At 68.6% G+C, this 23628-nt stretch carries 21 protein-coding genes; 13 read left to right on the forward strand and 8 right to left on the reverse strand.

Annotated elements, in window-relative coordinates:
* Positions 1-180 precede the first annotated feature (180 nt).
* The gene (locus tag JK358_RS07120) at positions 181-780 is read left to right on the forward strand and encodes a TetR/AcrR family transcriptional regulator (protein ID WP_201944986.1); all 600 of its coding nucleotides are present in this window, start codon (positions 181-183) and stop codon (positions 778-780) included.
* A 27-nt stretch (positions 781-807) separates the two neighbouring features.
* Here JK358_RS07120 and JK358_RS07125 read toward each other — a convergent pair whose 3' ends face one another.
* Positions 808-1677 carry an oxygenase MpaB family protein gene (locus JK358_RS07125; RefSeq protein WP_201944987.1) on the reverse strand — a complete coding sequence of 290 codons (870 nt, stop codon included), beginning with the start codon at positions 1675-1677 and terminating at the stop codon, positions 808-810.
* Positions 1678-1853: 176 nt separating this feature from the next.
* Between JK358_RS07125 and JK358_RS07130 the strand changes: the two genes are divergently transcribed.
* The 7 genes from JK358_RS07130 to JK358_RS07160 all read left to right on the forward strand — a co-directional run bounded on the left by JK358_RS07130 (position 1854) and on the right by JK358_RS07160 (position 8989).
* Entirely contained in the window at positions 1854-3092 is a 1239-nt protein-coding gene (locus JK358_RS07130; RefSeq protein ID WP_201944988.1) for an aminotransferase class I/II-fold pyridoxal phosphate-dependent enzyme, read from the forward strand.
* Between the two features lie 32 nt (positions 3093-3124).
* Positions 3125-4258 (forward strand): acyl-CoA dehydrogenase family protein, encoded by a 1134-nt coding sequence (locus JK358_RS07135; protein WP_201944989.1) that lies wholly within the window; start codon positions 3125-3127, stop codon positions 4256-4258.
* Positions 4259-4290: 32 nt separating this feature from the next.
* Entirely contained in the window at positions 4291-5046 is a 756-nt protein-coding gene (locus tag JK358_RS07140; protein ID WP_201944990.1) for an oxygenase MpaB family protein, read from the forward strand.
* Positions 5043-5819 carry a M50 family metallopeptidase gene (locus JK358_RS07145; protein ID WP_201944991.1) on the forward strand — a complete coding sequence of 259 codons (777 nt, stop codon included), beginning with the start codon at positions 5043-5045 and terminating at the stop codon, positions 5817-5819. The genes JK358_RS07140 and JK358_RS07145 overlap by 4 nt, the downstream gene beginning before the upstream one ends.
* Before the next feature lie 131 nt (positions 5820-5950).
* Positions 5951-6760 carry an SAM-dependent methyltransferase gene (locus tag JK358_RS07150; RefSeq protein WP_201944992.1) on the forward strand — a complete coding sequence of 270 codons (810 nt, stop codon included), beginning with the start codon at positions 5951-5953 and terminating at the stop codon, positions 6758-6760.
* A 27-nt stretch (positions 6761-6787) separates the two neighbouring features.
* Positions 6788-8059, forward strand: coding sequence for a sensor domain-containing diguanylate cyclase (locus JK358_RS07155; RefSeq protein ID WP_201944993.1), 1272 nt, complete (start codon positions 6788-6790; stop codon positions 8057-8059).
* A 129-nt stretch (positions 8060-8188) separates the two neighbouring features.
* Positions 8189-8989 carry an alpha/beta fold hydrolase gene (locus JK358_RS07160; protein ID WP_201944994.1) on the forward strand — a complete coding sequence of 267 codons (801 nt, stop codon included), beginning with the start codon at positions 8189-8191 and terminating at the stop codon, positions 8987-8989.
* A 44-nt stretch (positions 8990-9033) separates the two neighbouring features.
* Here the strand turns inward: JK358_RS07160 and JK358_RS07165 are convergent, their stop codons facing one another.
* On the reverse strand, positions 9034-9825 hold the full coding sequence (locus JK358_RS07165) for a phosphatidylethanolamine N-methyltransferase family domain-containing protein (RefSeq protein ID WP_201944995.1): 792 nt from the start codon (positions 9823-9825) through the stop codon (positions 9034-9036).
* A gap of 123 nt (positions 9826-9948) precedes the next feature.
* Between JK358_RS07165 and JK358_RS07170 the strand changes: the two genes are divergently transcribed.
* Positions 9949-10956 (forward strand): TY-Chap domain-containing protein, encoded by a 1008-nt coding sequence (locus JK358_RS07170; RefSeq protein WP_201944996.1) that lies wholly within the window; start codon positions 9949-9951, stop codon positions 10954-10956.
* Here the strand turns inward: JK358_RS07170 and JK358_RS07175 are convergent, their stop codons facing one another.
* A complete protein-coding gene (locus JK358_RS07175; protein WP_307817383.1) occupies positions 10957-12363 on the reverse strand; it encodes a cytochrome P450 in 1407 nt (468 codons plus the stop codon).
* A gap of 152 nt (positions 12364-12515) precedes the next feature.
* Between JK358_RS07175 and JK358_RS07180 the strand changes: the two genes are divergently transcribed.
* Positions 12516-13160 (forward strand): TetR/AcrR family transcriptional regulator, encoded by a 645-nt coding sequence (locus JK358_RS07180; protein WP_201944998.1) that lies wholly within the window; start codon positions 12516-12518, stop codon positions 13158-13160.
* Here the strand turns inward: JK358_RS07180 and JK358_RS07185 are convergent, their stop codons facing one another.
* The 3 genes from JK358_RS07185 to JK358_RS39890 all read right to left on the reverse strand — a co-directional run bounded on the left by JK358_RS07185 (position 13161) and on the right by JK358_RS39890 (position 16300).
* Positions 13161-14462, reverse strand: a complete 1302-nt coding sequence (locus JK358_RS07185; RefSeq protein WP_201944999.1) for a phytoene desaturase family protein — start codon at positions 14460-14462, stop codon at positions 13161-13163.
* 23 nt (positions 14463-14485) lie between these two features.
* Positions 14486-15349, reverse strand: coding sequence for an SDR family oxidoreductase (locus tag JK358_RS07190; protein WP_201945000.1), 864 nt, complete (start codon positions 15347-15349; stop codon positions 14486-14488).
* A 102-nt stretch (positions 15350-15451) separates the two neighbouring features.
* The gene (locus tag JK358_RS39890) at positions 15452-16300 is read right to left on the reverse strand and encodes a hypothetical protein (RefSeq protein WP_269811739.1); all 849 of its coding nucleotides are present in this window, start codon (positions 16298-16300) and stop codon (positions 15452-15454) included.
* A 69-nt stretch (positions 16301-16369) separates the two neighbouring features.
* Between JK358_RS39890 and JK358_RS07200 the strand changes: the two genes are divergently transcribed.
* Together JK358_RS07200 and JK358_RS07205 are read left to right on the forward strand one after the other, a co-directional pair.
* Positions 16370-17362 (forward strand): 1-aminocyclopropane-1-carboxylate deaminase/D-cysteine desulfhydrase, encoded by a 993-nt coding sequence (locus JK358_RS07200; protein WP_201945001.1) that lies wholly within the window; start codon positions 16370-16372, stop codon positions 17360-17362.
* 52 nt (positions 17363-17414) lie between these two features.
* A complete protein-coding gene (locus JK358_RS07205; protein ID WP_201945002.1) occupies positions 17415-18266 on the forward strand; it encodes an NAD-dependent protein deacetylase in 852 nt (283 codons plus the stop codon).
* A gap of 6 nt (positions 18267-18272) precedes the next feature.
* Here JK358_RS07205 and JK358_RS07210 read toward each other — a convergent pair whose 3' ends face one another.
* Positions 18273-21935 (reverse strand): ATP-binding protein, encoded by a 3663-nt coding sequence (locus tag JK358_RS07210; RefSeq protein ID WP_201945003.1) that lies wholly within the window; start codon positions 21933-21935, stop codon positions 18273-18275.
* A gap of 146 nt (positions 21936-22081) precedes the next feature.
* Between JK358_RS07210 and JK358_RS07215 the strand changes: the two genes are divergently transcribed.
* Positions 22082-22960, forward strand: coding sequence for an alpha/beta fold hydrolase (locus JK358_RS07215; RefSeq protein ID WP_201945004.1), 879 nt, complete (start codon positions 22082-22084; stop codon positions 22958-22960).
* Here the strand turns inward: JK358_RS07215 and JK358_RS07220 are convergent.
* Positions 22957-23553 (reverse strand): TetR/AcrR family transcriptional regulator, encoded by a 597-nt coding sequence (locus JK358_RS07220; protein ID WP_232850839.1) that lies wholly within the window; start codon positions 23551-23553, stop codon positions 22957-22959. The two genes, JK358_RS07215 and JK358_RS07220, sit on opposite strands and share 4 nt — an antisense overlap.
* Positions 23554-23628 lie beyond the last annotated feature (75 nt).

Consider the following 23628-nt stretch of genomic DNA (forward strand, 5'->3'; position numbering starts at 1 on the left):
TCTCTCCACGGCGTCGCTGTCACCGACTACATCGGTAGCAATACCCACTCTGATACACCCCGAACCGCGAAAACGTCAAGGTCAGAGCACCCTGAATGCCGTATGAGCCGCCCCGGACCGATCGCCGCGTCATGACGCGTCCACTATGGCGCCGAGCTTCCTCGCTATCCTGAACCGGATATGCGCAACTTGGTGGAGATGATGTTGACCAGCGCGGCCGTCGAGGACGAGCCCGCTCTCGACGCGGCACGGGCGTTGTTCCTCGAGTTCGGGATTCGCCGCACGACAATGGGCGATGTCACCCGTCGTGCCGGTATCAGCTCCGCGACCCTGTACCGCAGATATCCCGGCAAGGACGCGCTCGTCGGTGCCGTCATCCAACGAGAGGCGCGCCGCTTCATCCTCGCCGTCGACGGCAGAGTCGACAAGTCCGCCGACCCCGAGCAACAGCTCGTGGACGGGTGGGCCGCACTCATCGGCGAGCTGAGCGGCAACGCTCTCCTGCGACGGCTGCTGGAAACCGACGCCGAAACCCTACTGCCGCAGATTGTTTCAGCCGGTGGTCCGATCCTCGCGCTCGGCCGCGCCTACATCGCCGACAACATCCTTCGACTGCAAGCCGATGGCCGGCTCGCGGATTTCGATGCCGACCAGATCGCGGAGATCCTCGCGCGTCTCGCGGCCACCTTCGCCGTGGTCCCGGTCGGTGTCATCCCGCTCGATCCCGAAGGCGCACGCGAGTTCGCACGGACTCACCTGGCCCGTCTTACTCCGGGATAGTCAGCAGCGCCGCATGGTCCTGGATGCTCAGACCAGGGGCATGTTGCGGCGGCGTCGGCGACGCATATCCCACAGCAGGGTGTTCATCGGGAACAGGCGGGCAGGTTGCGGCAGTCGACGCTGCGCCGATCCGATCATGCGGAACAGCCGCAGGAAGCGCTGCTCATCGCGATCCGTCCAGGTCATTCCGAGTTGCTCGCGCACGTGCGGTGGCAGCAGTCCGGTCACGATGAATCGGTGAATCGGTGCGGCCAAGCGCAGTGGGCGTGCCAGCATCCGCAGGTCGATGAGGTGGTCGAAGTAGGCGACCGTGGCCGCGTCGATCTCGTGCCGCTCCAGGCCGGCACGCCAGTATTCGTCGAATTCCGCACGGGTGGCGGGCCACATCTCCGGTCGCATCTGCAGGGTGGTCCCGAGTGAGCTCGCATACCGGTAGAAGACATCGGCGGTGGCCTCGTCGAGTGGACCGTGCATCTTCTCCTTGAGATCGATGACGCCCCAATACAGGCAGGCCGCAACCCATTTCTGCAACTGGGGGTCGAAGGCGTTGTACTTCACCGGGCTGCCCGCTGTCGAGCGGATCGAGCGGTGCACCCGGTTGACCTCGGCACGATAGTCAGCCTTGTCGGCCTCGTCGCCCATCAGCGCGACGGAGAGGTAGGTGAGGGTGGTGCGCAACCGTTTCCATGGATGTAGATCGGCGCGCCCGGAATCGACGTCACTCTCCATGACTCCGTAGGCGACCGGCTGCAGCGCCAGCTGCATCACGACGTTGGCGGCGCCGCCCAGCACGGTGACGATGCCGTCGAAGAACTCCTCGATGGCGAAGTCGTCGGCCGTGCCGTAGCGGCAGGTGGTTGCGGACTCGTTCGGTAGCACGCGCAAGGGCTCGGTCATCGTTGGCCTCGTCTCTTGATCCCCGATTCTCCCCGCACTCGCTGGGCGGTGAGAAGATTGCAAGCAACACTCTCATTTCCTCAAACACCCTGTCAACGCCACATTCCCGGCGATTTGAGAAATCGAGAGAAAGATGTTGTTCTTTCTCATATTGTCACAGCGAGTGGGGGATGACGATGACGACGAATCAGCTCTGGGACCGGATGCGGACACCCGCTGCGGTGCGGAATCTGCGCGAACTCCAGGAAGCGGGCCTGGCCCCGTACTTCCGAGTCATGCAATCGGCGACGACAGCCTGGGTTCAGGTCGACGGCCAACGACGAATCATGTTGGGCTCCAACAACTACCTCGGATTGGCCAACCATCCCAGGGTGCTCGAGGCCGCGAGCGCGGCAATGGACCGGTTCGGTGCGGCCAGCACCGGAAGCCGGGTCGCGAACGGCACCTACGACCTACACGTCGAACTGGAGCAGGAGCTCGCCGACTGGCACGGCACCGACGCCGCGATCGTCGCGACCACCGGCTATCAGATCAATGTGGGAACGGTCGACGCTGTGCTCGGACGCGGGGACGTGGCGGTCCTCGATCATGCGGCCCACGCCTCGCTCCAGGACGGCGCACGAATGTCCGGCGCAGCGGTACACCGGTTCGCGCACAACGATATTCGCCGACTACACGCCGCGCTCGCCGAGGTCGACGCTGATCGCACGCTGGTGGTGGTCGACGGGCTCTACTCCATGGAGGGCGATATCGCGCCACTCCACGAGGTCGTCACGGCCTGCGACGAGTTCGGTGCACTGCTGATGGTGGACGAAGCACACAGCGTCGGCATCTATGGCCGGAACCGGACCGGCGCAGCCGAACATTACGGGGTGGCCGACGCCGTCGACATTCGAATGGGCACGCTGTCCAAGGGAATCGGATCCGTCGGCGGCTACGTGGTCGGGCCGCGGGACCTGACGGATTTCTTGCGCACTCACGCACGCGGCTACATGTTCACCACCTCGGGCGTTCCGGCCTCGGTGGCCGCGGCGCTGGCCGCCATCCGCGTCATCCGCTCCGACGAAGGCGCCGAGCGGGCGCGGCAGCTACGGACCAATGCCGAGTATCTGCGGGAAGCGCTGCTGGCACATGGTCTTCCGGTGGGCGGGGCCACCGCCGATCCGACCGGCGAGGCGCTGATCGGTCCGATCATCAGCGTGCACATCGGCGATGAGACCCGGCTCGTTCGAATCTGGAACGAGCTCTACGCCCGGGGTGTCTTCTGCGGTGTCGGCGTCTACCCCGGAGTCGCCCGTGGCGCGGCCATTCTCCGGGTGTGCGTCACGGCCGACCACACCCTCGCGGATATGGAGACCGCCGCGGGGGCGATCGCCGCGGCCTGCGCCGCTGTCCAGGTCGCCCCCGCCGTATGACCGCCACCCGCCGGCACCGAATCGAGGTAACCATGACCAACACCAGACTGCTGCAAGTCGAACGGGATACTTTCGAGAGCTACCTACCCGCCCTGGCCAAGGCGCTGTCCGCGCGACCGCTGGCCGAGCTCGAGAGCCGGAACAGCGATGCCTTGGCACTGTTCAAGCAGCACGACGGTCCCGCGCTGATCTTTCCTGTCGAATTGGGTGGGCTCGGTGCCTCCGCGCTCGACGCCACCCGGGTGTATCGCGCGCTCGGGGCGCTGTCGCCGTCGCTGGGCGCGGGCACCACCATGCACCAGCTGTCCGTGGCGGCGCTGCTGACCCATGCGCGCGCGGCAGGCTCCGAAGCCGACCTCGAACTGTATCGGGGCGTCGCGGCGGGCCGACTGCTGCTGTCTTCCGGTTTCTCCGAAGGACAGCCCGGCGGAACGGTTTTCAAGCCGACCGTGCTGGCCCGGCCCGTCGAGGGAGGCTATCTCGTCACGGGTCGCAAACAGCCGTGCAGTCTCGCGCGCTCGATGGATCTGCTCACCGCCAGCGTGGCCGAGGACCGTGGCGACCGGGCACGGCGCGGGGTGATCGTCATCCCCGCCGATTCACCCGGGATCAGCGTGGAACCGTTCTGGGACAACCCGATTCTGGCCGCCGCCGAGAGCGACGCGGTCGTGCTCACCGATGTATTCGTCCCGGAGAACCTGCTGCTGTGGAGCGATGAAGCCGATCCCGACGGGCAGTTCGAACAACACGGCTACATCTGGTTCGGATTGCTCATCTCCGCAACGTATCTCGGCGCCGCGAGCGCCGTGGTGGAGCGACTTCTACTCAGCGGCAAGGCGGACGCGGCCACCTACACGGTCGCCGCCTGCGAGCTCGAGGCGTCGATGGCCGCACTGGAAGGCATCGCCTGCGCCTTCGACGCCGGTGACCGCTCGACCGAGCTGTCGGCGCGAATGCTGTTCTGCCGTGAGGCGCTCAAAGGAGCCCTGCACCGGGCGGTGATCGCCGCGATGGACGGGCTGGGCGGCATCAGCTTCATCAAGAATCCCGAAGTCACCTACCTGGCGTCGGCCGTGCACGCGGCGGGATTCCATCCGCCGTCCAAACGCGCGACCGCCGACACGCTGCTGAACTATCACGCCACCGGCGTCTTCGGCATGTCCTGACCAAAACCCTTGATATCAAAGGAGATATCGCAATGAGCGACCGGCTGTCGGAATTCCCGCCACCCATCGGCCCGAGCGAAGGTTCACTGCTGCACCGATACCTCGCCGACCGCCGGTTCCTGCTCGCCCTCCCCCGCGCCGTGGGACTGCAGATTCTGCATCCGACCATCGCCGCGGCCCTGGTCGAACACGTACCGTACCGCCTGTGGCATCACAAGCGGCGCACCGTGACTCGCATGATCGCCCTCGCCTATCGTCCGCGCCATCCCAGCCATACGATCCGCTTCGCGCACGAACACGTGAAGGGCCGCGACGATCGAGGCGAGCGGTATCATGCGCTCAACCCGGAAGTCTTCCACTTCCAGCACGCCACCTACGTGGAAACCCTGGTCACGGCGATCAACACCTTCGCAACACCGCTGTCCGGGACCGAACTCGACCAGCTGTACCGCGAATGCTGTGACTGGTACCGCATCTACGGCGTATCCACCCGCCACATGCCGGCCACCTGGCCCGAATTCACCGACTGGTTCGCCGACACCTGCGCGACCAGCCTCCGCCTCACCTCCGATGGCGCAGCGCTGGCATCCCAGGCGCTTCGCCCGGATGCCTGGATCCCTTCTCTCACACCAGGGTTCGCCGTCCGCTCCCTACACCACGAACGGACGCGGGCCTTACTCGACATCGAGGTCGGCCCACTCGACCGAGCCGCTATGCGGATCTACGCCTCAGCCATCAGGCTGGGGATGTCGAGCCGCCCTCCGCGCCGCGCTATGGTGCGGCGGTGAATTCCGCTGAGATCGCCGAGCGTGGCAGCACCATCTTGGAACGGTTGACCACGACGCAGACGCCGCCGCCGTGGGAACTGGTGGTGGGGACCGGGGTGGCGGCGCTGCTACTCGTGGTGTTCCGGCCTACGTGGCGGATTCTGCGGAACGCGGTGACGGTGGCGCATGAGGGTGGGCATGCGTTCGTGGCGCTGCTCAGCGGGCGGCGGCTCAACAGTATTCGGTTGCATTCGGATACTTCGGGGCTCACCGTGTCCAGCGGGAAGCCCTATGGGGTGGGGATGGTGTTGACGATGGCGGCGGGGTATCCGGCGCCCGCGCTGCTGGGGTTGGGCTATGCGGCGTTGCTGGGGGCGCATCGGATCACGTTGATGCTGTGGCTGACCATCGCGTTGCTGGTGGCGCTGTTGGTGAAGGTGCGCAATGCGTATGGGCTGCTGTCGGTGTTCGTGATCGGCGGGGTGATGTTCGCCGTGTCGTGGTTCGGGACCGATGACGCGCAGGCGGTGCTGGCTTATCTGGCGGCGTGGTTCCTGTTGCTGGCGGCGGTGCGGCCGGTGATCGAGTTGCAGCGGAATCGACGGAACGAACCGAATTCGGATGCGGATCAGCTGGCCCGGCTGACGCGGATTCCGGGGATTGTGTGGGTGCTGGGGTTCGGGGTGGTGGCGGTGTGCGCGCTGGTGGTGGGGGCGCGATTGCTGCTGGCGGATGTGGAGGGGGTCTGTGTGCCGCCGTTGACGCACAGCACGTGTGCGCCGGCCGCGCCGTGAGTGCCGCCACGGGTGGCGGCGAGATGTGAGTCGCTGCAAGCCTTCTCGAGATGCCCGGCTAACATTCGCACTGCACCGGGCGGGTGAGCGGGAACACTCGGGTGCGCTCGTGAATCGATGAAGGGTTCGGTATGGACAGACCGGCGTGGGCGCCCGAGGGCGTGGATATGAGCCAGGTCAGCCCGGCGCGCATGTACGACGCGCTGCTGGGTGGCTCGCACAATTTCGAGATCGACCGGCGGGCCGCGGAAATGGGGAAGGCGCTGGTGCCGGATCTGCCGCGGGTGGCGTTGAGCAATCGGGCATTCCTGCGCAGGTCGGTGCGGTTCCTGGTGGACGCCGGGGTGCGGCAGTTCCTGGATATCGGGTCCGGCATTCCGACGGCGGGCAATGTGCACGAGGTCGCGCAGGAGATCGATCCGGAGATCCGGGTGCTGTACGTGGATATCGATCCCGTGGCGGTGGCGCATTCGCGGGCGATCCTGGCCGGGAACGAGCGGGCCACCGCGGTCGAGGCCGATCTGCGCAAGCCCGCCGACCTGTTGACGCAGGTGCGTGCGACCGGGCTGCTGGATTTCGAACAACCGGTCGGTGTGCTGCTGTTCGCCGTCCTGCATCTGCTCGGCGACGACGATCACCCGGGCGCGGCCGTGCGGTCGGTGTACGAGGCGGTGCCGTCCGGCAGCTATGTCGCGATCTCGCACCTCACCTCGTCCACCCGCCCGGAGGATGCCGCCGCGCTGGGCACCAATTCCGCGGAGCAGAACAAGATCGGCATTCACTTCCGGACGCAGGAGGCGATCACCGGCCTGTTCGGCGACTGGCAGCTGATCGAGCCCGGCGTGGTCGAACTGCCCACCTGGCGGCCGGAGCCCGGCGAGTCCGAGAGCGAGAACGGGGCCCGCTCACTGGGTTTGGCGGGCGTCGGCCGCAAGGCCTGACCGGACCTTCGAGTCAGGGGGATTGTGGTGGGAGCACGCGAGCTGGCGAAACGCTGGGCGGCCATGCTGGACGGCGCGGTCGCCCCCACCCTCACCCGCGCCCAGATCGAAGACCTGCTCACCGGATTCAGCGCCGACCTGATGGCGGCGGTTCGCGGCACGGGTGACCCGTCGGCGGCGCACCGGGCCGCCGACGCCCTCATCGCCGCCAATTACCGTGACCCCCTGGCCGTGCACCGTTCCGTGCTCGTCCTGTGCAACGACCTGGTGCAGGCGGCCTGCCACGATCCGGCGTGCGCCGACTACGCCCCGGTGCGCGAACGCGCCGCCGAGGTGGCCGCCGAATTCGCCGCCGCGTTCACCGCGGGCCTGCGCAATGCCGCACTCGCCGAACAGGAATCGACCATGGCCGCCGCCCTCACCGCGGCGCGGGAGGCCGAGGCCCGCCGCCAGTTGTCGGAGGCGCGGTTCCAGGCCATCTTCGAGGGCGCGTCGGTGGGCATCGGCACCGTCGACATCACCACCGGCCGCGTGGTGGACGTCAACAACGCCATGGCCGAGGCGCTCGGCGTCCCCGCCGCCGCCATGCCCGGCCGCACGGTCGCCGATATTCTCGGCCCCGCCAATATGGGCGACGCCTTCGAGCACTTCCAGCATCTGCTGTCGGGCGAGGTGGATCGGTTCCGCATCGAAACCCTGCACACGCGTCCCGACGATTCCACGACGGTCGTGGATCTTTCGATGACGGTGGTCCGCGACACCGCCGGCAATCCGCGTTTCCTGGTGGGCGTCACCGTGGATGTCACCGAGCGCAAGCAGCTGGCCGACCGGCTCTGGCACGACGCCCACCACGACTCCCTCACCGGGCTGCCCAATCGCCTGCTGTTCTTCAACCGCCTGACGGCCGCCACCGGGCAGGTCGGCGTCTGCTATCTGGATCTGGACGGCTTCAAGGAGATCAACGACCAGCGCGGCCACACCGCGGGCGATCAGGTGCTGCGGGATGTGGCGCACCGCCTGCGCACCGCGCTCCCGCCGACCGGCACCGCGGCCCGCCTCGGTGGCGACGAGTTCATCGTGCTGCTCGAAAACTGTTCCGGTGAGGCGGAATTGGCCGACCTCGCCGCCGAGATCCTGGCGGCCCTGGACGCGCCCTTCGAGGTGGCGGGCCTGTCGGTGACGGTGGGCGCGAGTATCGGCACCGCGCTCGTCGACACCCGTTCCACCGCCATCGACGAACTCATGCATGTGGTCGACACCGCCATGTACCGGAACAAGGCCGCCCGGCATCGCCGCTGAGCGCGGCACGCCCCGAAACGCCGCTCGCCCAGCTCGTTTCGGTCACCGGGCGCGAGTTATGCGGCTATGCTCTGATCTCGCCACAGTCGGCGTCCAGGCGGGGCGGCGATCGGCCCGAGGAGGGTTACCGTGCAGACCGTCCAAGAGGGAACACTCGACGGCGGACTTCCCCATCTGAGTTTCGGCGCCGGGGAGCCGCTCGTGACCATGCCCGGGTTCATGCCCATCCACGGCAACCCCACGGGTATGACACGGCGAAGTACGCTGGCCCCCTTGCAATCTCTGGCCACGACCCACCGTGTCCGGCTGGTGAGCCGTCGCCCGGGTATGCGGCAGGGCGCGTCGATCGCGGATGTCGCCGCCGATTACGCCGACGCCCTCACCGCGAATTTCGACGGCCCCGTGGATGTCGCGGGACTGTCCGCCGGTGGCGCGGTCGCACTGCAACTCGCCGCCGATCATCCGAAGCTGGTGCGCCGGTTGATCCTTGTCGGATGCGGGCACACCTGGTCGCCGTTCGGGAAGGCGGCGTTGCGGGAGTGGGTCACGCGCGCCCGCGCGGGCAGGCCGCCGATGCGGGCCATGACCGGTTCGGTGACCACCGTCCCGGCGCTGCGACCCCTCGGCCGAATGGTCATGTGGCTCAACGACCTCGATATTCGAGGCAAGGATCTGTCCGACGGCATCGCCATGGCCACCGCCCTGGCCGAGTTCGACTGCCGCGATCGCCTGCCCGACATCACCGCGCCGACGCTGCTCGTCGCGGGCGATCGCGACCCCTTGATCACGGCCGAGATCGTCGACACGACAGTGCGTTCGGCCGCCGACGCCCGCGCGGTCCGCATCCCGCGGCGCGGTCACCTGCGCACCTTCACCGGCAGCAGGCTCGCCCGCGAGATGGAACAGTTCCTCTCGGTCGCACCCCGATAGTCCCGGTCGTGCCCGGCGGCGTTCGGCGGGGATCCGGACCTGCCTCAGATCACGTAGGGCACCAGGGCTTTCCGGTTCGCCGGGTAGTCGGTGAACTTCTCCCGGTACCACCGGTGCGTGGCGAACGCGCGCGGCACCAGATTGCCGAAGGTGATCAGGAAGATCATCACGCCCGGCAGCGCCCAGGTCAGCAGGGCGAATCCGGCCCAGGCGATGAGCTCGCCGAGATAGGTGGGGCTGGTGACGTATCGGAAGCCCAGTCCGTGCGGGATCTTGTATTCCGTTGCGCCCGGGTTGTTCTTGTCGCGCAGATTGCGAACAATGCCCTCCGAGCTCACCAGCAGCCCGAATCCGAACAGGTACACCACCAGCCCGATCAGGAACCGCGGATCGGTCAGCCACTCGGAACCGTACTGCCCCAGGTAGTCATGGCTGAACAGCGCACCGTTCAGATATCCGTGCAGGGCCGTCACGAACATGCCCATGCCGAGGACCGATACATTGAAACTGCTGGTCTTCCCGGGCACCTGGCGAATGGACAGGGGGAAGAACCAGCCCCGATTGCCATAGTGCAGAATCCAGATGGCCGCCAGGACCAGCGAGGTGGGTTCGAAGCGGTTGGGTCCGGAAAGATAGGCGATGGCGAACACCACGGTCGCGGGAATCTCCATCAACCACCAGCCGAGTTTCGGATTGAGGTTGAATCCCAGCTTCGCGGTCGCGAAGCGACCGTAGGGGCTCTGGCCGAACAAGCCGCCGATCAGCACGAACGCGGCGAAGCCGAAGGCGATCGTCAGCACGGTGTCGTAGGTGGTGTTGCCGGTGTACCAGTTCATACGTGGTCCTTCGCTGAAAAAACTAGAACACGTTCTACCACGGCGGGTATGCGCACCGGTACCCATTGACCCGCGCCGGTGCCGACCGCCGGGTAGGTTGACGACAACCCGGAGGGAGGGCAAATGGGTGTCGAGGGCTGGGATGTACTGCTCAATTGCATGCCGTTCTTCCTCGAGGAGGATGAGGAGGCGGATGAGGATTCGGGGTTGGGCTGGAACCCCCGCTTCATCCAGGTGCGTGACGAAAGCACCGGGCGGCCGGTGCATTTCGCGCAGCAGGGGAACGATATCGAAGTGGTGATCGCGGTGCCCGACGACGCCGCGGACGCCGAGCAGCTGCTGTCGGTGCTGCAGGCGCAGCCGGACGGATTCTGGGAACCGTGCCCACTGCACAAGGAGGCCGACCTCGACGCGCCCGACCCGCACTGGCAGGCGGTGCAGCGGGTGCGCAAGCGGCCGGAACTGGCGCGCGAGTGGAACACCGGCTGGCGGCGCGGCTCGGCGATCGACTACCGGCGGCAGGTCGCGGCCTCGGTGGTGGAGGTGCTGCGCAAGGGCCTCGGGGCGAGACCTGAACGGCTGCGGTTCACTTCGTGGAGTCTGGACGCACCGGGCAGCGGCACCTTCGGGCTGGCCGCCGACCGGCCCAGTGAGCGCTACGCCCCCGCGGACTGCGACGACTGGGCCGATTTCGAGGCCCGGCTGGCCTGGGCGCTCACCACGCTGCCGTGGGACGGCGTGATCAACCTCAGCACGCCGCACCCCGGACCTGATCCGTGCTTCGTGCAGTTCCTGCACGGGCGGCGGCTCTACAACGAGGCCAGCGGATGGGATGTCGCCGGAATCGGCGCGGCCGAATTCGACCGGCGCATGGGCGATCTCGGCTGGTCCTTCGCCCCGCACAGCGCACCCGGCGGAGCCGCGCTCATCTGGGAGGGTCCGGTGGCGCGGGCCGGGTACAAGCCGAATCTGCAGGGGGCGCCACACCGCACGGTGACCACCTTCCGGGAGGTGTTCACCGTGCGCCACCCGCAGGATCTGGTGTTCCGGGCCTTCCGCAACGGCCGTCGCCGCGATCCCGAATTGCGTTATCTGGACCTCGAACTCGGCATTCCGCGCGATGTGCGGTGATCAGAGCCGATGCAGGTGGATCGGGAGACCGTCGGCGGGTAGCGGGCCGGTGCCGAAGGTGAGCGGCACCCGGTAGCCGGGCGAGACCGTCCAGCGGTAGGTGCGCAGCATGCGATGCAGCACCGACTTGACGGTCATGCCACCGAAGTACATGCCGATGCACTTGTGCGCGCCACCGCCGAAGGGCGACCAGGCGTAGCGGTGCGACCTGTCCTCCTGGCGTTCGGCATCGAACCGCTCCGGGTCGAAAACATCGGGCTCGGACCAGTATTCGGCATTGCGCATGAGCGGGGTCTTGCCGATCACGACCAGGGTGCCCGCGGGGACGTAGTAGCCGAGAATGTCGGTGTCGGCGATGGCTTCCCGGACCTCCTGGCCCACCGGCGCGTGCAGGCGCAGCGTCTCCCGGAACGCCATGTCCAGGCCGGGGAGCGCGGCGAGGTCGTCGTAGTCCAGGGCATCCGTCGGCAGCGCCTGCGATTCCGCGCGCAGCCGCTCCTGCCATTCGGGGTGCCGGGCCAATTCGTAGGCCAGCATGGAGATGGCGATGGTGCTGGTGTCGTGCGCGGCCATCATCACGAAGATCATGTGCGAGACGATGTCCTCGTCGCCGAAGTCGTCCTCGCGCGCGGCGGCCCGGCACAGCACGCTGAACAGGTCGGTGCCGTCCCCCCCGCGCTTGGCCGGCAGTTCGCGGCGGAAGTACTCCTCGAGCAGTTGCCGCCCGCGCAATCCGCGCGACCAGACGCCGCCCGGCACGTTCGCGCGGATCATCGCCTGCCCGCCGCGCACGGCATCCTCGAAAGCATGTGACAGGCGCGTACTTTCGGGCCCGAGCCGGGCTCCGGCGAAGACCACCGTGGCCTGTTCCAGCAGCAGCCGCCTGGCGTGATCGTAGAGGCGGAAGTCGCGGCCGGGCTGCCACGCGGCCATACCCTGCTCGAGGTGCGGCCTGGTGAGGTCGAGGTAGCCGATCAGGCTGGGACGGCCGAACACCTGCTGCAGGATGCGCCGGTGATGCAGGTGTTCGTCGAAGTCCCGCAACAGGATTCCGCCGCGGAAGAACGGGCCGATCAGGAAGTCGTACCCGCGCTGCGCGGAGAACACCCGCTTGCGGTCGAGCAGCACCACCTCGGCCGCGTCGGGGCTGCCGATGCCGACGACCGGACGGCCGAGCATGCCCGACCAGCTGACCGGGCCGTAGCGTTCGAAGCGCGCCCGAGAGAAGTCCAGGGAATCGCCGAGCGAGCTCAGCAGATGGCCGATGCGAGGTGGCCCGAAATCGCCCATGATGGGCCGCAGCCCACTGCCGGGGGGCGGTTCGGCCAGCGGGCGCACCGGCGACGGATACCGCTGTGACAATCGCGCCGCGGTGCGCTGCACGCGCAGATTGAGCAGGGTGCGCACATGGTGGGCACGCAGTGTTCCGGCGATCGGAAGATCACCTGGTACAAGGAGATTCACCGTTGGTTCTCCCTCCGGGATGCCGGTTTCCACGGTATCGGAAACAGATGTTTCCGTAAATGGTCGTTTCCGGACATCCATGCGAAGCTGGCTGGGTGACGCGGGGATTCAACGGGACCTATCGCGGGACCACCACCGAGGAACGCCGTGAACAGCGGCGGCGCAGGCTGCTGGACGCCGCCCTCGACATCGTCGGCACCCAGGGGCTGTCCATGCTCACGGTGCGCGGCGTCTGCGAGCAGGCGCGCGTGGGGCCGCGTTTCTTCTACGAATCCTTCCCGGATCTTGACACCCTGGCCGCCACCCTGCTCGCCGACGTCCAGCGGGAGGTGCTGGACCAGACGCGCACCACCATGGCGGCGACGCCGGGCGGCCCGGAGGACAAGATCCGTGCCGGGGTGGCCGCCCTGATCGTGGCCGTCACCGATGATCCGCGCCGCGCCAATATCGCCTTCGCGCAGACCTACGGCAGTCCGGCGCTCATCCGGCAGCGGTTCGCCGGTATGCGCGACACCGCGCAGTTGATCATCGAGCAGGCTCGACTGCTGCTCGACCGGCAGGCGGACGACACGGCGCTGATCGCCCTCGCCCAGCTGGTCAACGGCGGTGCGGCGGAACTGGTTCTGGTATGGCTGGACGGGGGTTTGAAGGTGGAGCGACCGGTGCTGATCGAGATCCTCGCCGACTACGTGATCGCCATGATGCAGCGGCTACCCGGTATGGCCGACAAGCTCGCCTGATCAGCCCGCGCGCGCCGCACCGCTCGAAACGATCTCCTCCACCACGATTTTCGCGGTCTCGGCGCAGGCGGTGGTGCCACCGGCCCCGTACTCCTTCACCGCGTCACCGACATTCCAGAGATTCGGGATCGGCGTGTCGTGCGGTAGGTCGTAGCCGGAGACGGCTCGCTGCGGCGGCCAGTCGTCGCGCGACACCTCGATGGAAAGTATTCGCGCCGAATCGAATCCGGCGATCTCCGCACGCAGATCCTGCAGTACCAGCGCGGTCTCGGCGGCCTCGTCGAAATCACCCACCGAAGGTTTGGGCACACCGATGCCCGCGTACAGATGCCAGCCGGGCGGCGCCATCTCCGGGCAGGTGACGGTGAAATTCGCTATGTAGCACAGCCTTCGGGTACGGGCGAAGCTCAGCAGACCGGGCGCGGCGAGCAGCGGTTCGCGGCTGGCGAAGTGCACCGAGATCATCCCGCAGGGCAGATCGCCCTGCAGCACCCGCCCGACATAGTCGGCGGGCAGATTCTCCGGGCCCACCAGATCGAGGGTGGCCGAGGGGCCGATATCGCTGACCACGAAATCACAGGTGATATCGCTGGTTTCACCGGCGTGCGTGACGTGCGCGCCGGTGACGCGACCGTCCGCGACGGTCAGACCGGTCACCTCGGTGTCGAGCCGGACCGCTCCCCCATTGCGTTCCACCACTTCCGCGAGCGCCTGCCAGATTCCGATGGTGCCCTCCGGACAGAATCCGAAGGGCGCGAACGCCGGTTTGCGCGTGAAATGGGTGAGAAAAACTCGGGCCGGTAATTCCTCTGAACCGACGGCGAAGATCATGCCGCACATATTGCGGAAAATCCCCAGCACGGCTTCATTTCTCGTGAATCGGCCCACCCATTCGGCAGTGGACAGTTCCCGGTCGGGCGGACCGCCGCCGGGGGTGTCCAGTGCGCCGACCAACCGCGCGCCGTGGCGCGTGAGCTGCGAGAGCAGCAGGCCCCAGCCGCCCGTGGTGACGTCCACATCGCGGCCGCCGATGCGGTAGAGGATCGGCGAATTCACCGGCCGTACTTCGAATTTGGCTCCCACCTCGGCGAACGTTTGCTCGGTGACACCTCCGAGTTCGATGACCACTGCGCCCTTGTTGATGGTGAAACCGTCGATGCTGTCGGTGGAGGCGCGTCCCCCGACCCGGTCCAGACGTTCGGCGACCAGCGTGCGGTAGCCGTGGTGCGACAGCCGGGCGGCGGTGCACAGCCCACCCGCCCCCGCTCCGACAACCAGTGCGTCCCAATGGTTCTCGCTCATGGCGAGGCTCCTGGAAAGAGGGCTCAGCCGGCAGGGTTGACGCCGGGTTGAGCGTCGGACATATCGGTGATGCGGTTCCAATTGTCGCGCACCTGCTCGACTGTCGGCACCTCCGGAAACAGCACCGGCTTGTTGGCGAACAGCTGCACCCGCTGCACCGAGCCGCCGCCCACGATGAGCACCAGTCCGGTGTCGTCGCACTCGGCGCTGAGCAGGTGGCCGATCACCGGGGCGACGTGGGCGGGCGGGAGTTTCTGCAGCAGATCCGCCGGGGCGATATCGGCGGTCATGCGGGTGGCGGCCATGGGGGCCACCGCGTTCACGGTGATGTCGTATTTGCGGCCCTCGATGGCGAGGGTGTTCATGAGCCCGACCAGGCCGAGTTTGGCGGCGCCGTAATTGGCCTGACCGAAATTGCCGAACAGGCCGGAGGTGGAGGTGGCCATGACGACGCGGCCGAAACCCTGCTCGCGGAAATGCGGCCAGGCGGCGGAGGTCACGTGATATGCGCCGAACAGGTGCACGCGCAAAACGGATTCCCAGTGCGCGCCATCCATTTTCGCGAAACTGGCGTCCCGGAGAATTCCGGCGTTGTTGACGATGCCGTGAATCGCGCCGAATTCGTTCACCGCGGTGTCGACCAGGGCGTGTGCGCCCTCCTCCGAGGCGACGCTGTCGTAGTTGGCCACCGCCGTGCCGCCTTCGGCGCGGATCTCGTCGACGACCGTGTCCGCCATGGCTTTTCCGAATCCGGTGCCGTCACGGGCCGCGCCGAGATCGTTCACGACGACCAGTGCACCCTCTCTGGCGAGCAGGCGCGCGTATTCGCGGCCCAGCCCGCCGCCCGCTCCGGTGACGATGACGACCCGATCGGTCACACCAGGCATGATTCTCCTCAGCGGTGCACGGTGGGCACTGCACGACCACCACATCCCACCGTACTCCGGAACCGCATCGACGTTCGAATAGCCAAGGGGCACAACGGAAGATCAGCATCGGACACCGGTGATGGCGAAGCGCTCCACCTCCTCCACATGCCCGCCGGTGGCGACCACCAGCGTGAGGGTTCCCGGGCACGCGGCGCTGAAGGGCAGGCTCGCCGTCCACGGGGAATCGGTGCCGCCCGCGGGAATCCGGCCGACCGCCCCGACCTGCTCACCCTGCGGCAGCTGCAGCAGGCGAAGGTCGAGGCTCTCGTCCACGCCGGTGATGCGGCCGCCCACCGCGATCGGGGAACCGACCTGGGCGCCGTAGCGCGGGGTGGTGATGGTGAGGGTGCGGTCCTCGGTGCCGACGACCTCCCACGGGGCGTCCTCACCGCTGCCCAGCCGGGCCAGGTGCACCACCGCGGCGGCGGCCGGACTGCCGTTCGGATTGTCGTAACCGACTGTGACCCAGGCTTCTTCGTCCTTCGTGGAGACCTGGATGGCCTGATCCACATTCTCGAAGCCCAGATAGTTCTGCGTGAAGTTCAGCGCGACCGCCGCCGGATCGAGATGCCAGGGCTGATGGCCGCCCGCACGGTAGGACTGCTGCCAGGCGGCGGCCTCGGCCTCGTTCGCGAACGGCCAGAGCGGCTGATAGGTGAAGCGGTTCGCGGCGGGTGTGGTGGCGGGTGCGGTGCCGTCCCGGGTGTTCGGGGTGGTCCGGCCGGGACCGGTGGTGGCGGGCTCGGTGACCGTGACGCCGGTGGTGGAGGCCGGCGCCGCCGAGTCGTCGCGGTCGCGGGTCAGCGCGATGAACAGTGAGGCCACCGCCAGCAGTACCGCGACCGCGGCCAGTACCAGCGTGATCACCGGCCCGGTGCGGCGGCCGGGCTGGTCCTGATTGTTGCTCATGTTCCAGAATGCACCTGTTCGCGGCTCCCGCGCTCGTCATTGAACTGGACAGTCGATACGCTGCGGGCTGTGACGCCGCATCTGCACCAGCTCTACCCCGAACTCGCGGACACCCTCCCGCATCTGCGCCTGGGGACCGGTCCCACGCCGGTGCGGCGGCTGATCCACCTCGACACCTGCGGCGCGGATATCTGGGTCAAGGACGACAGCGCGTTCGGGGACGGCGGTTGGGGCGGCAACAAGGTCCGCAAACTCGAATGGCTGCTGCCGGACGCCCTGCGGCTGGGCCGCTCCACCATCGTGACCGTGGGCGGGCTGGGCACCAACTGGGGACTGGCGACCGCGCTGTACGGCCGCGAGCACGGGCTGAAAACCGTACTGGCACTTGTCGATCAGCCGATGGACGAGCATGTGCGGGCCCAGCTGGAACGATTGCGGGCGTCGGGGGCGACGCTGTATCTCACCTGCACCAAGGCGCGCACGATCCTGCGCGCGCCGCTGATTCTGGCCCGGCACTTCTCCGGCCTGCGTCCGCCGTACTTCCTGCCCGCGGGCGGTTCTTCGCCGGTGGGTGCGCTCGGATACGTCGAGGCCGCTGTGGAATTGGCGGAGCAGGTGCGGGCGGGCGACCTGCCGGAACCCGGCTATGTCGTCACGCCGGTCGGCTCCGGCGGCACGGTGGCCGGGCTGTCACTGGGCCTGCAGCTGGCCGGGCTGCGCACCAGGGTGGTCGGTGTCGTCGTGAACGACACACTGCCGCTTGATCATTCGACCATCGACGGACTGGCACAGCGGACCGCGCGGGTCCTGCGGTCGCGGGGTGCGCGAATCACCCTGGAACCCTTGACGAACCTCGAGATCGTGACCGAATGGCTGGGACCCGGATACGGGCATCCGACCCCGGAAGCCCGGACCGCCCAGACGCTTTCGGCGGAGTTCGGGCATCTCACCCTGGAACCGGTGTACACCGCCAAGGCCATGGCCGCGCTGCTGGATATGAACGCCCACGGCCGCTTCGGCGACGATACGGTGGTCTTCCTGAATACCAACGGCCCGCGCTGACCTTCAGCCGGCTGGGCGGTCCGCGCGGCCGGGCTGCTCGTACCCTGTTCGCATGTCGTCCTCCGCGGTGCTGCCCGTGCCTCGCACAGACCTGGACCGGCTCGTCGACCTGCTGGCCGGTCGCCGCCTGGCGGTTCTCACCGGCGCGGGCATCTCCACCGACAGCGGCATCCCTGACTACCGCAGCCCCGGCGCGCCACCCCGCACTCCCATGACCTACCAGCAGTTCGTGGGCGATCCCGTATTCCGTCAACGCTACTGGGCGCGCAATCACGTGGGCTGGCGGCTCATGGACGCCGCCCGCCCCAACCCCGGCCACCGTGCCCTTGCCGCACTCGAACGCGCGGGCGTGGTCACCGGGCTGATCACCCAGAACGTCGACCTCCTGCACACCAAGGCGGGGCACCGCGCGGTCATCGACCTGCACGGCGTCTACGCGCGCGTCCGCTGCCTGTCCTGCGAGGCCCTCATCTCCCGCATGGCCCTCGCCGCCCGCCTGGAGGCCGCCAACCCGGGCTTCGCCGACTCGATCACCCTCGACGGCCTGGAGGTGGCCCCCGACGCCGATGCCACGGTGGCCGACACCTCCGCGTTCCACATGGTCCCCTGCGCCCGCTGCGGCGGCATGCTCAAACCCGATATCGTCTATTTCGGCGAAACCGTCCCGAAGGATCGCGTCACCGCCGCCTTCGACCTGGTCGAGAGCTGTGACGCCCTGCTGGTGGCGGGCTCCTCCCTCACGGTCATGTCCGGCCTCCGCTTCGCCCGCCGCGCCGCCAAATCCGGTCGGCCCGTGGTGATCCTGAACCGAGGGCGGACTCGCGGCGACGAGCTGGCCACGGTGAAACTGGAGGCAGGCTGCTCCGAGGTGCTGCCCGCGTTGGCCGAGGCCGTGGGCGGGTAGGGCCGGTCACTCGGCGAGCGCCGCGGCCAACAGCTCGAGGTAATGCTCCACCGGCTCCAGCGTGACCAGCCCGGTTCCGGCGCCCGCGAGTTCGGCTGCGGCAGGACGCAATCGGTCGTGGATGCGCCGGATGAGGGGCTGCTCACCGAGGGCCAGCGCGGCCCTGGCCACCAGGCACAGCCGCAGCTCCAGCAGCAGATCCGCGGGCGGATCCGGCAGGGCGAGAACAGCATCGCGCGCCGCGCCGGGCACGCCGCGCTCGAGCAGGATGAGCGGCCGCACCCACGGCTCGTGCGGCCCCCACTCGGTGCCGGGATCCTGATCCACCGCCAACCCGTGCCGAAGCCTGACGCACAGCAGTGCGAGCGGGAGCAGGCCGTCGGCGAGGCCCGGCATCGCCGTGGGCGCAAAGGCCGCCGACGCCGAGCGATACGCGGCCTCGGCCTCGGCGCTCGTTCCCGTAATCGATTGGCGCAGAGCCGAGTACCACGCCGTGAACACTCCCACCAGCGGTAGGTCGTAGCGCTCCGCCAGGGCGTCGACGGCGCGGGCGGCAGTGTCGGCGGCATCGAAATCCGCCATGGCGCTGAATGATTGGATGCGGATCAGCTGCCCCAGCACCTCGAAGGTCACCAGATCGTGCGCCCGGGCGAGCTCGATCAGGTCCGCGCCGATGCGGGCTCGCTCGGGCGCCAGGCCCGCACGGTGGAAGGTCTGCATGAACTGTGCGTTGCGGACGAGCGCGCGCAGGGACGGCCGGTCCAGTGCAGCGGCAAGAGTTTCCGCCTCGGCGATGGCCGTCCGGGCGCGTTCGGTGCCGGCTGCCCGGAGCTCGAGGGCGATGGCCACCAGCAACCGGCAGCGCAGTTCCCGGTCGGCGTCGGGCAGTTCGCGCAGCGCCCATTCGGCGGTGGCCACCACCTGATCGGCCAGCCGGGGATCATCGGTATCCGTCCACACCGCGGGCACATCGAAGGCGACGACCACCCGCGCGGCGACCTCCGGGTCGGCCAGACCCCGCGCCGTCCGCAGTGCCGCACCGCGATACCACCGGGCCTCGGCCAACCGGCCGGTCACCGCGAGCGCGCGAATCAGCCCCGTCAGCGCCATCAACCGATCCCGCACGAGATCCGCGCCGCCCTCGGAACCACTCCGCGCACCGCGTTCGGCTGCGACACCGAAATCACCGCGTAGGTCATGGGGCGCAGCGGTATTCGACGCCACGGACGAACCCCCGAGCACCAGCGCACCCGCATCGAACCCTGCCGGGTTGTCGATCGCCTCGTGCCCATCATGGGGGTGCGCCACCCGCGCGCCCGGGGAGTCCTGTCCGGTCGATTCGAACGGCACGCGTCCAGCCGAATCATCGCGAAGGAGACGGGGTGTGACAGCGGATCCACCGCGCGATCCAGCCCCACCAGCGAACCCGCCGGACGATCCAGCCCCACCAGCGAACCCGCCGGACGATCCAGCCCCACCAGCGAACCCGCCGGACGATCCAGCCCCACCAGCGAACCCGCCGGACGATCCAGCCGCACCAGCAGATCCGCTGGACGATCCTGCCGCACCAGCAGATCCGCCGCGCGATAGTGGCGCGGGCGCGGAGTCGATGCCGGATCCGGCAGCACCGAGCCGGTCGTAGGCGGCCACCGCGTCACCCCACCAGCGGGCTGCCTCATGGGGTGCGAAGACCTGTTCCGCGGCTCGGGCGGCCGCGGTGGCGTAGCGGGCGGCCTGTGCGGCGGTGGATCGCGTTGCGGCGCTGACGAAGTGGTGGGCGAGTAGCGCGGCATCGGCGGTGCCGCGCCGCTCCAGCAGTTCCCCGGCTCGGGTGTGCCAGAGCGAGCGGCGCAGGGCGGGGATGTCGCGGTACACCACGTCACGGACGAGCGCGTGTGTGAAAGCGACTGTGGTCGTGTCGGATTCGGTGAGGAACTCGGCGCGCGACGCGGCCTCCACCGCGGCCAGGACGCCGGGCGGGTCTCCGGACACCTCGGTCAGCAGTTCGGCGTCAACCTCGACGCCGAGCACCGACGCCTGCTGCAGCACGGTGCGTTCCGGTTCGGGAATGCGGGACAGGCGGTGCCGCACCACATCCCGGACGCCGGGCGGTACCGCGGTCAGGGCGTCGGCACCCTCTTCGCTCAGCAGGCGGGCGAGCTCTCTGGTGAGGAACGGATTTCCGGTGCCGCGCCGATGGATTCGGTGCACCGTGCTGTCGCTCACGCCGGTTCCGGCCAGGGCGCGCACCAGGTCGGCGGTTTCCGGCTCGCTCAGGCCGTGGAGCTGCAGGCGCAGCGGTTCCGCTCGGGCCAGGCGCGCGAGGGCCGCTGTCAGCGCGGCATTCGTGTCGGTGCCTCGATACGCGGCGACGAGGAGCAGCGGGCCGTCCATGGGCGCGGCGGACAGCGCGATCAGCAGGTCGAGGGTTTCCTCACCTGCCCAGTGCAGATCGTCGAAGACCACGAGCAGTGGGGCTTGTCGGGCCACCGATCGCAGGTAGTCCACGGCGGCCTGGTGCGCCTGGAAGCGCGCCACCACCGGGTCCGAGCTGTCGGGTTCGACGGAATCGTGCCGGGTGAACGGGAACTCGGGCGTGAGACGCTCCAGAATGCGGGTCCACGGCCAGTTCGGGGGCGTGCCGCGATCCTCGGGACTCGGGCCCCAGGCGGTGGCCCATCCCTGCTCGGCCAGTTCGGCCGAGAAGACCTCCGCCAGTGCGGTTTTGCCCGCGCCCTCGGTGCCGGAGATCAGGGCGAGGACCGGCTTGTCGCGCCGCGAGACGGTCTCGGCGGCGGAATGCAGCAGAGCCAATTGCGGTGCACGGCCGACGAACAGCGCGGGTTTGGGGATTCCGGCAGGGTGGGCGGGGATGGTGACGGCTGCCGGCTCGGGTGCGAGGTCCGGGGATTGGGCGAGGACGGCGGTTTCGAGGGCGCGCAGGGCAGGGCCGGGGTCGATGCCGAGTTCGGTGCGCAGCCGGTCTCGGACCGTACGCAGGGCAGCCAGCGCATCGGCCTGCCTTCCCGCGCGGTAGAGCGCGAGGACCAAGGTGTGCCAACCGTTCTCGCGGAGCGGATGCGCGGCGAGATGGGCTTCGAGGACGGCGGCGGCCTCGGTGTAGCGGCCGAGGATCACCAGGGCGGAGGCGCGCTGTTCGATTGCCAGCAGGCGTAATTCGTCCAGGCGGGCGATTTCGGCACGGGCCCAGGGGCGCTCGGCGAATTCGGCGTAGGCCGGACCCTGCCAGAGGGCCGGGGCGGCATCGAAGATATTGCCCGGTGCGCCGAAGGCCGCGGCTACCGCCGGTGCGCCCGCGGCGAGCAGGTCGCCGGATTCGCGGACCAGGTTCTCGAAGCGGCGGCTGTCGAGGCCGTCCGGGTGCAGGGCGTAGCCGGGGGCCTCGGTCACCAGGATCGTCGCCGGGTGCCGGGGTGGTCTGTTCGGTTCCAGGATGCGGCGCAGGTCGGAGACGAAGGTCTGGAGGGTGCCGACGGGGTCGCGCGGCGGGTCCTCCCACAGGTCGTCGACGAGCTGATGGACGGGGACCACGCGTTCGCCGGCGATGAGCAGGCGTGCCAGCAGGGCACGGTGGCGCGGGCCCTTCAGCGGCAGCGCGCCGCGCTCGTCCACCGCCCGCAGCGGGCCGAGCACCTGAAAGTACGCCACGCCTGCCGACTCTATCGGTGTGCCCGCCGCGCCCGCCGGACCGCCGCTGCGCGGTTGCTGATCACCCTGCTGACTCGATGCTGACCGGCCGCTGAGCGCCCTCGGCCAGGCTCGGTGCGACCGAGCAATCATCGAAAGGAATACCGATGTCCCTCCGCATTCCCGGGTTCGACTACCAGCGCGTCACGGTCGCCGACGGCGTGGCGCTCCAGGTCGCGGTCGCCGGACAGGGCAGTCCGATCGTGCTGCTGCACGGGCTGCCGCAGACCCATCTCATGTGGCGGCATGTGGCCGCGGAGCTGGCGGCTGAGCACACCGTGATCTGCCCGGACCTGCGCGGCTACGGCGACAGCGACAAGCCGATCGACACCGACGGCACGACCTACGCCAAGCGCACCATGGGCAACGATATCGTCGCTCTCGCACAGGCTTTCGGCCATGACCGGTTCGCGCTGGCCGGGCACGACCGCGGCGCGCTGGTGGCGATTCGCACCGCTCTCGACCATCCCGAGCGGGTGAGCCATCTGCTGTCCCTGGATGTGCTGCCGACCGTCGACTCCTGGGAGATCCTGCACGGCCGGACCGCCGCCGTCGCCTTCCACCTGTTCCTCATGGCCCAGCCGCAGGGCATGCCCGAACAGCTCATCGGCGCGAATCCGGACGCGTTCTTCGGCTACTTCCTCGAGAGCTGGGCGCAGCACCCGGAGGCCATCCCGGCCGATGTCCGCGCGGCGTATCTGGCGGCGTCGCGGGCGGCGGTGCCCTCCATCGTGGCCGATTGCCGCGCCTCCGCCCACATCGACGTCGATCACGACCTGGCCGATCGGGCGGCGGGCACCACGCTGCGCATGCCGGTGACCGTGGTGCAGCAGGACTGGGGTTCGGCGCTGGGCTTCGACGCGCGGTCCGTGTGGAGCGCCTGGGCTCCGGACCTGCGTCACGAGACCGTCACCTGCGGACATTTCATGGCCGAGGAGGATCCCACCGAAATCGTCCGCGCCACAAGGGAATTGCTGAAGCGCTAGGCGCGGATCTCGAGTCGCCGCACCAGTGCGACCAGCGCGGCCCGCAGGGCGTCCGGATCATCGGTGTCCGCGCCGAGGATCATCCGGACCACCTGCGGCACCGCGAAGAACCAGGCCGCCAGAGCCGCGACCGCGTACAGCAGATATCCGGGCGCGACCTCGTCGGGCAGGGCACCGGCCCGCTGTGCCGCCGCCAGCGAGGCCACCTTCTCCGCGTAGTGCGAGGCGCGCGCCGAGGCGGCGGGCAGTTCACCGTCCTGCTGCTGCAGGCCCTCCCAGTGCAGCAGGCGCAGGAACTGCGGGTGGGTGCGGTGGTAGTCGAAGACGTGCCCGGCGTACTCGGCCAGATCCCCGGCATGGTCGGCGCTGAGCGGGCTGGCCGCCGCGAGCTGTTCGAGCTGATCGGTGAGCACGGCCTCGAACAGCCCGCGTTTGTCGCCGAAGTACTGGTAGATGCGTTCCTTGTTGATGCCCGCGCGGGTGGCGATGGCGGCGACGCGGGCCCCGTCGGGTCCGCGTTCGGCGAATTCGTGCACCGCTGCCTCGAGCAGCCGCCGTTTGGTTCCCTCGGTATCCCACGCCATGTGGTCCATCCAACCATCTGCAACCGTACGGTTGCAGTTGACCCGACTCTATGTCAAACTCCAACCGTACGGTTGCAGATTGTC

The organism is Nocardia acididurans, from assembly GCF_016741815.1.
Lineage (GTDB): Bacteria > Actinomycetota > Actinomycetes > Mycobacteriales > Mycobacteriaceae > Nocardia > Nocardia acididurans.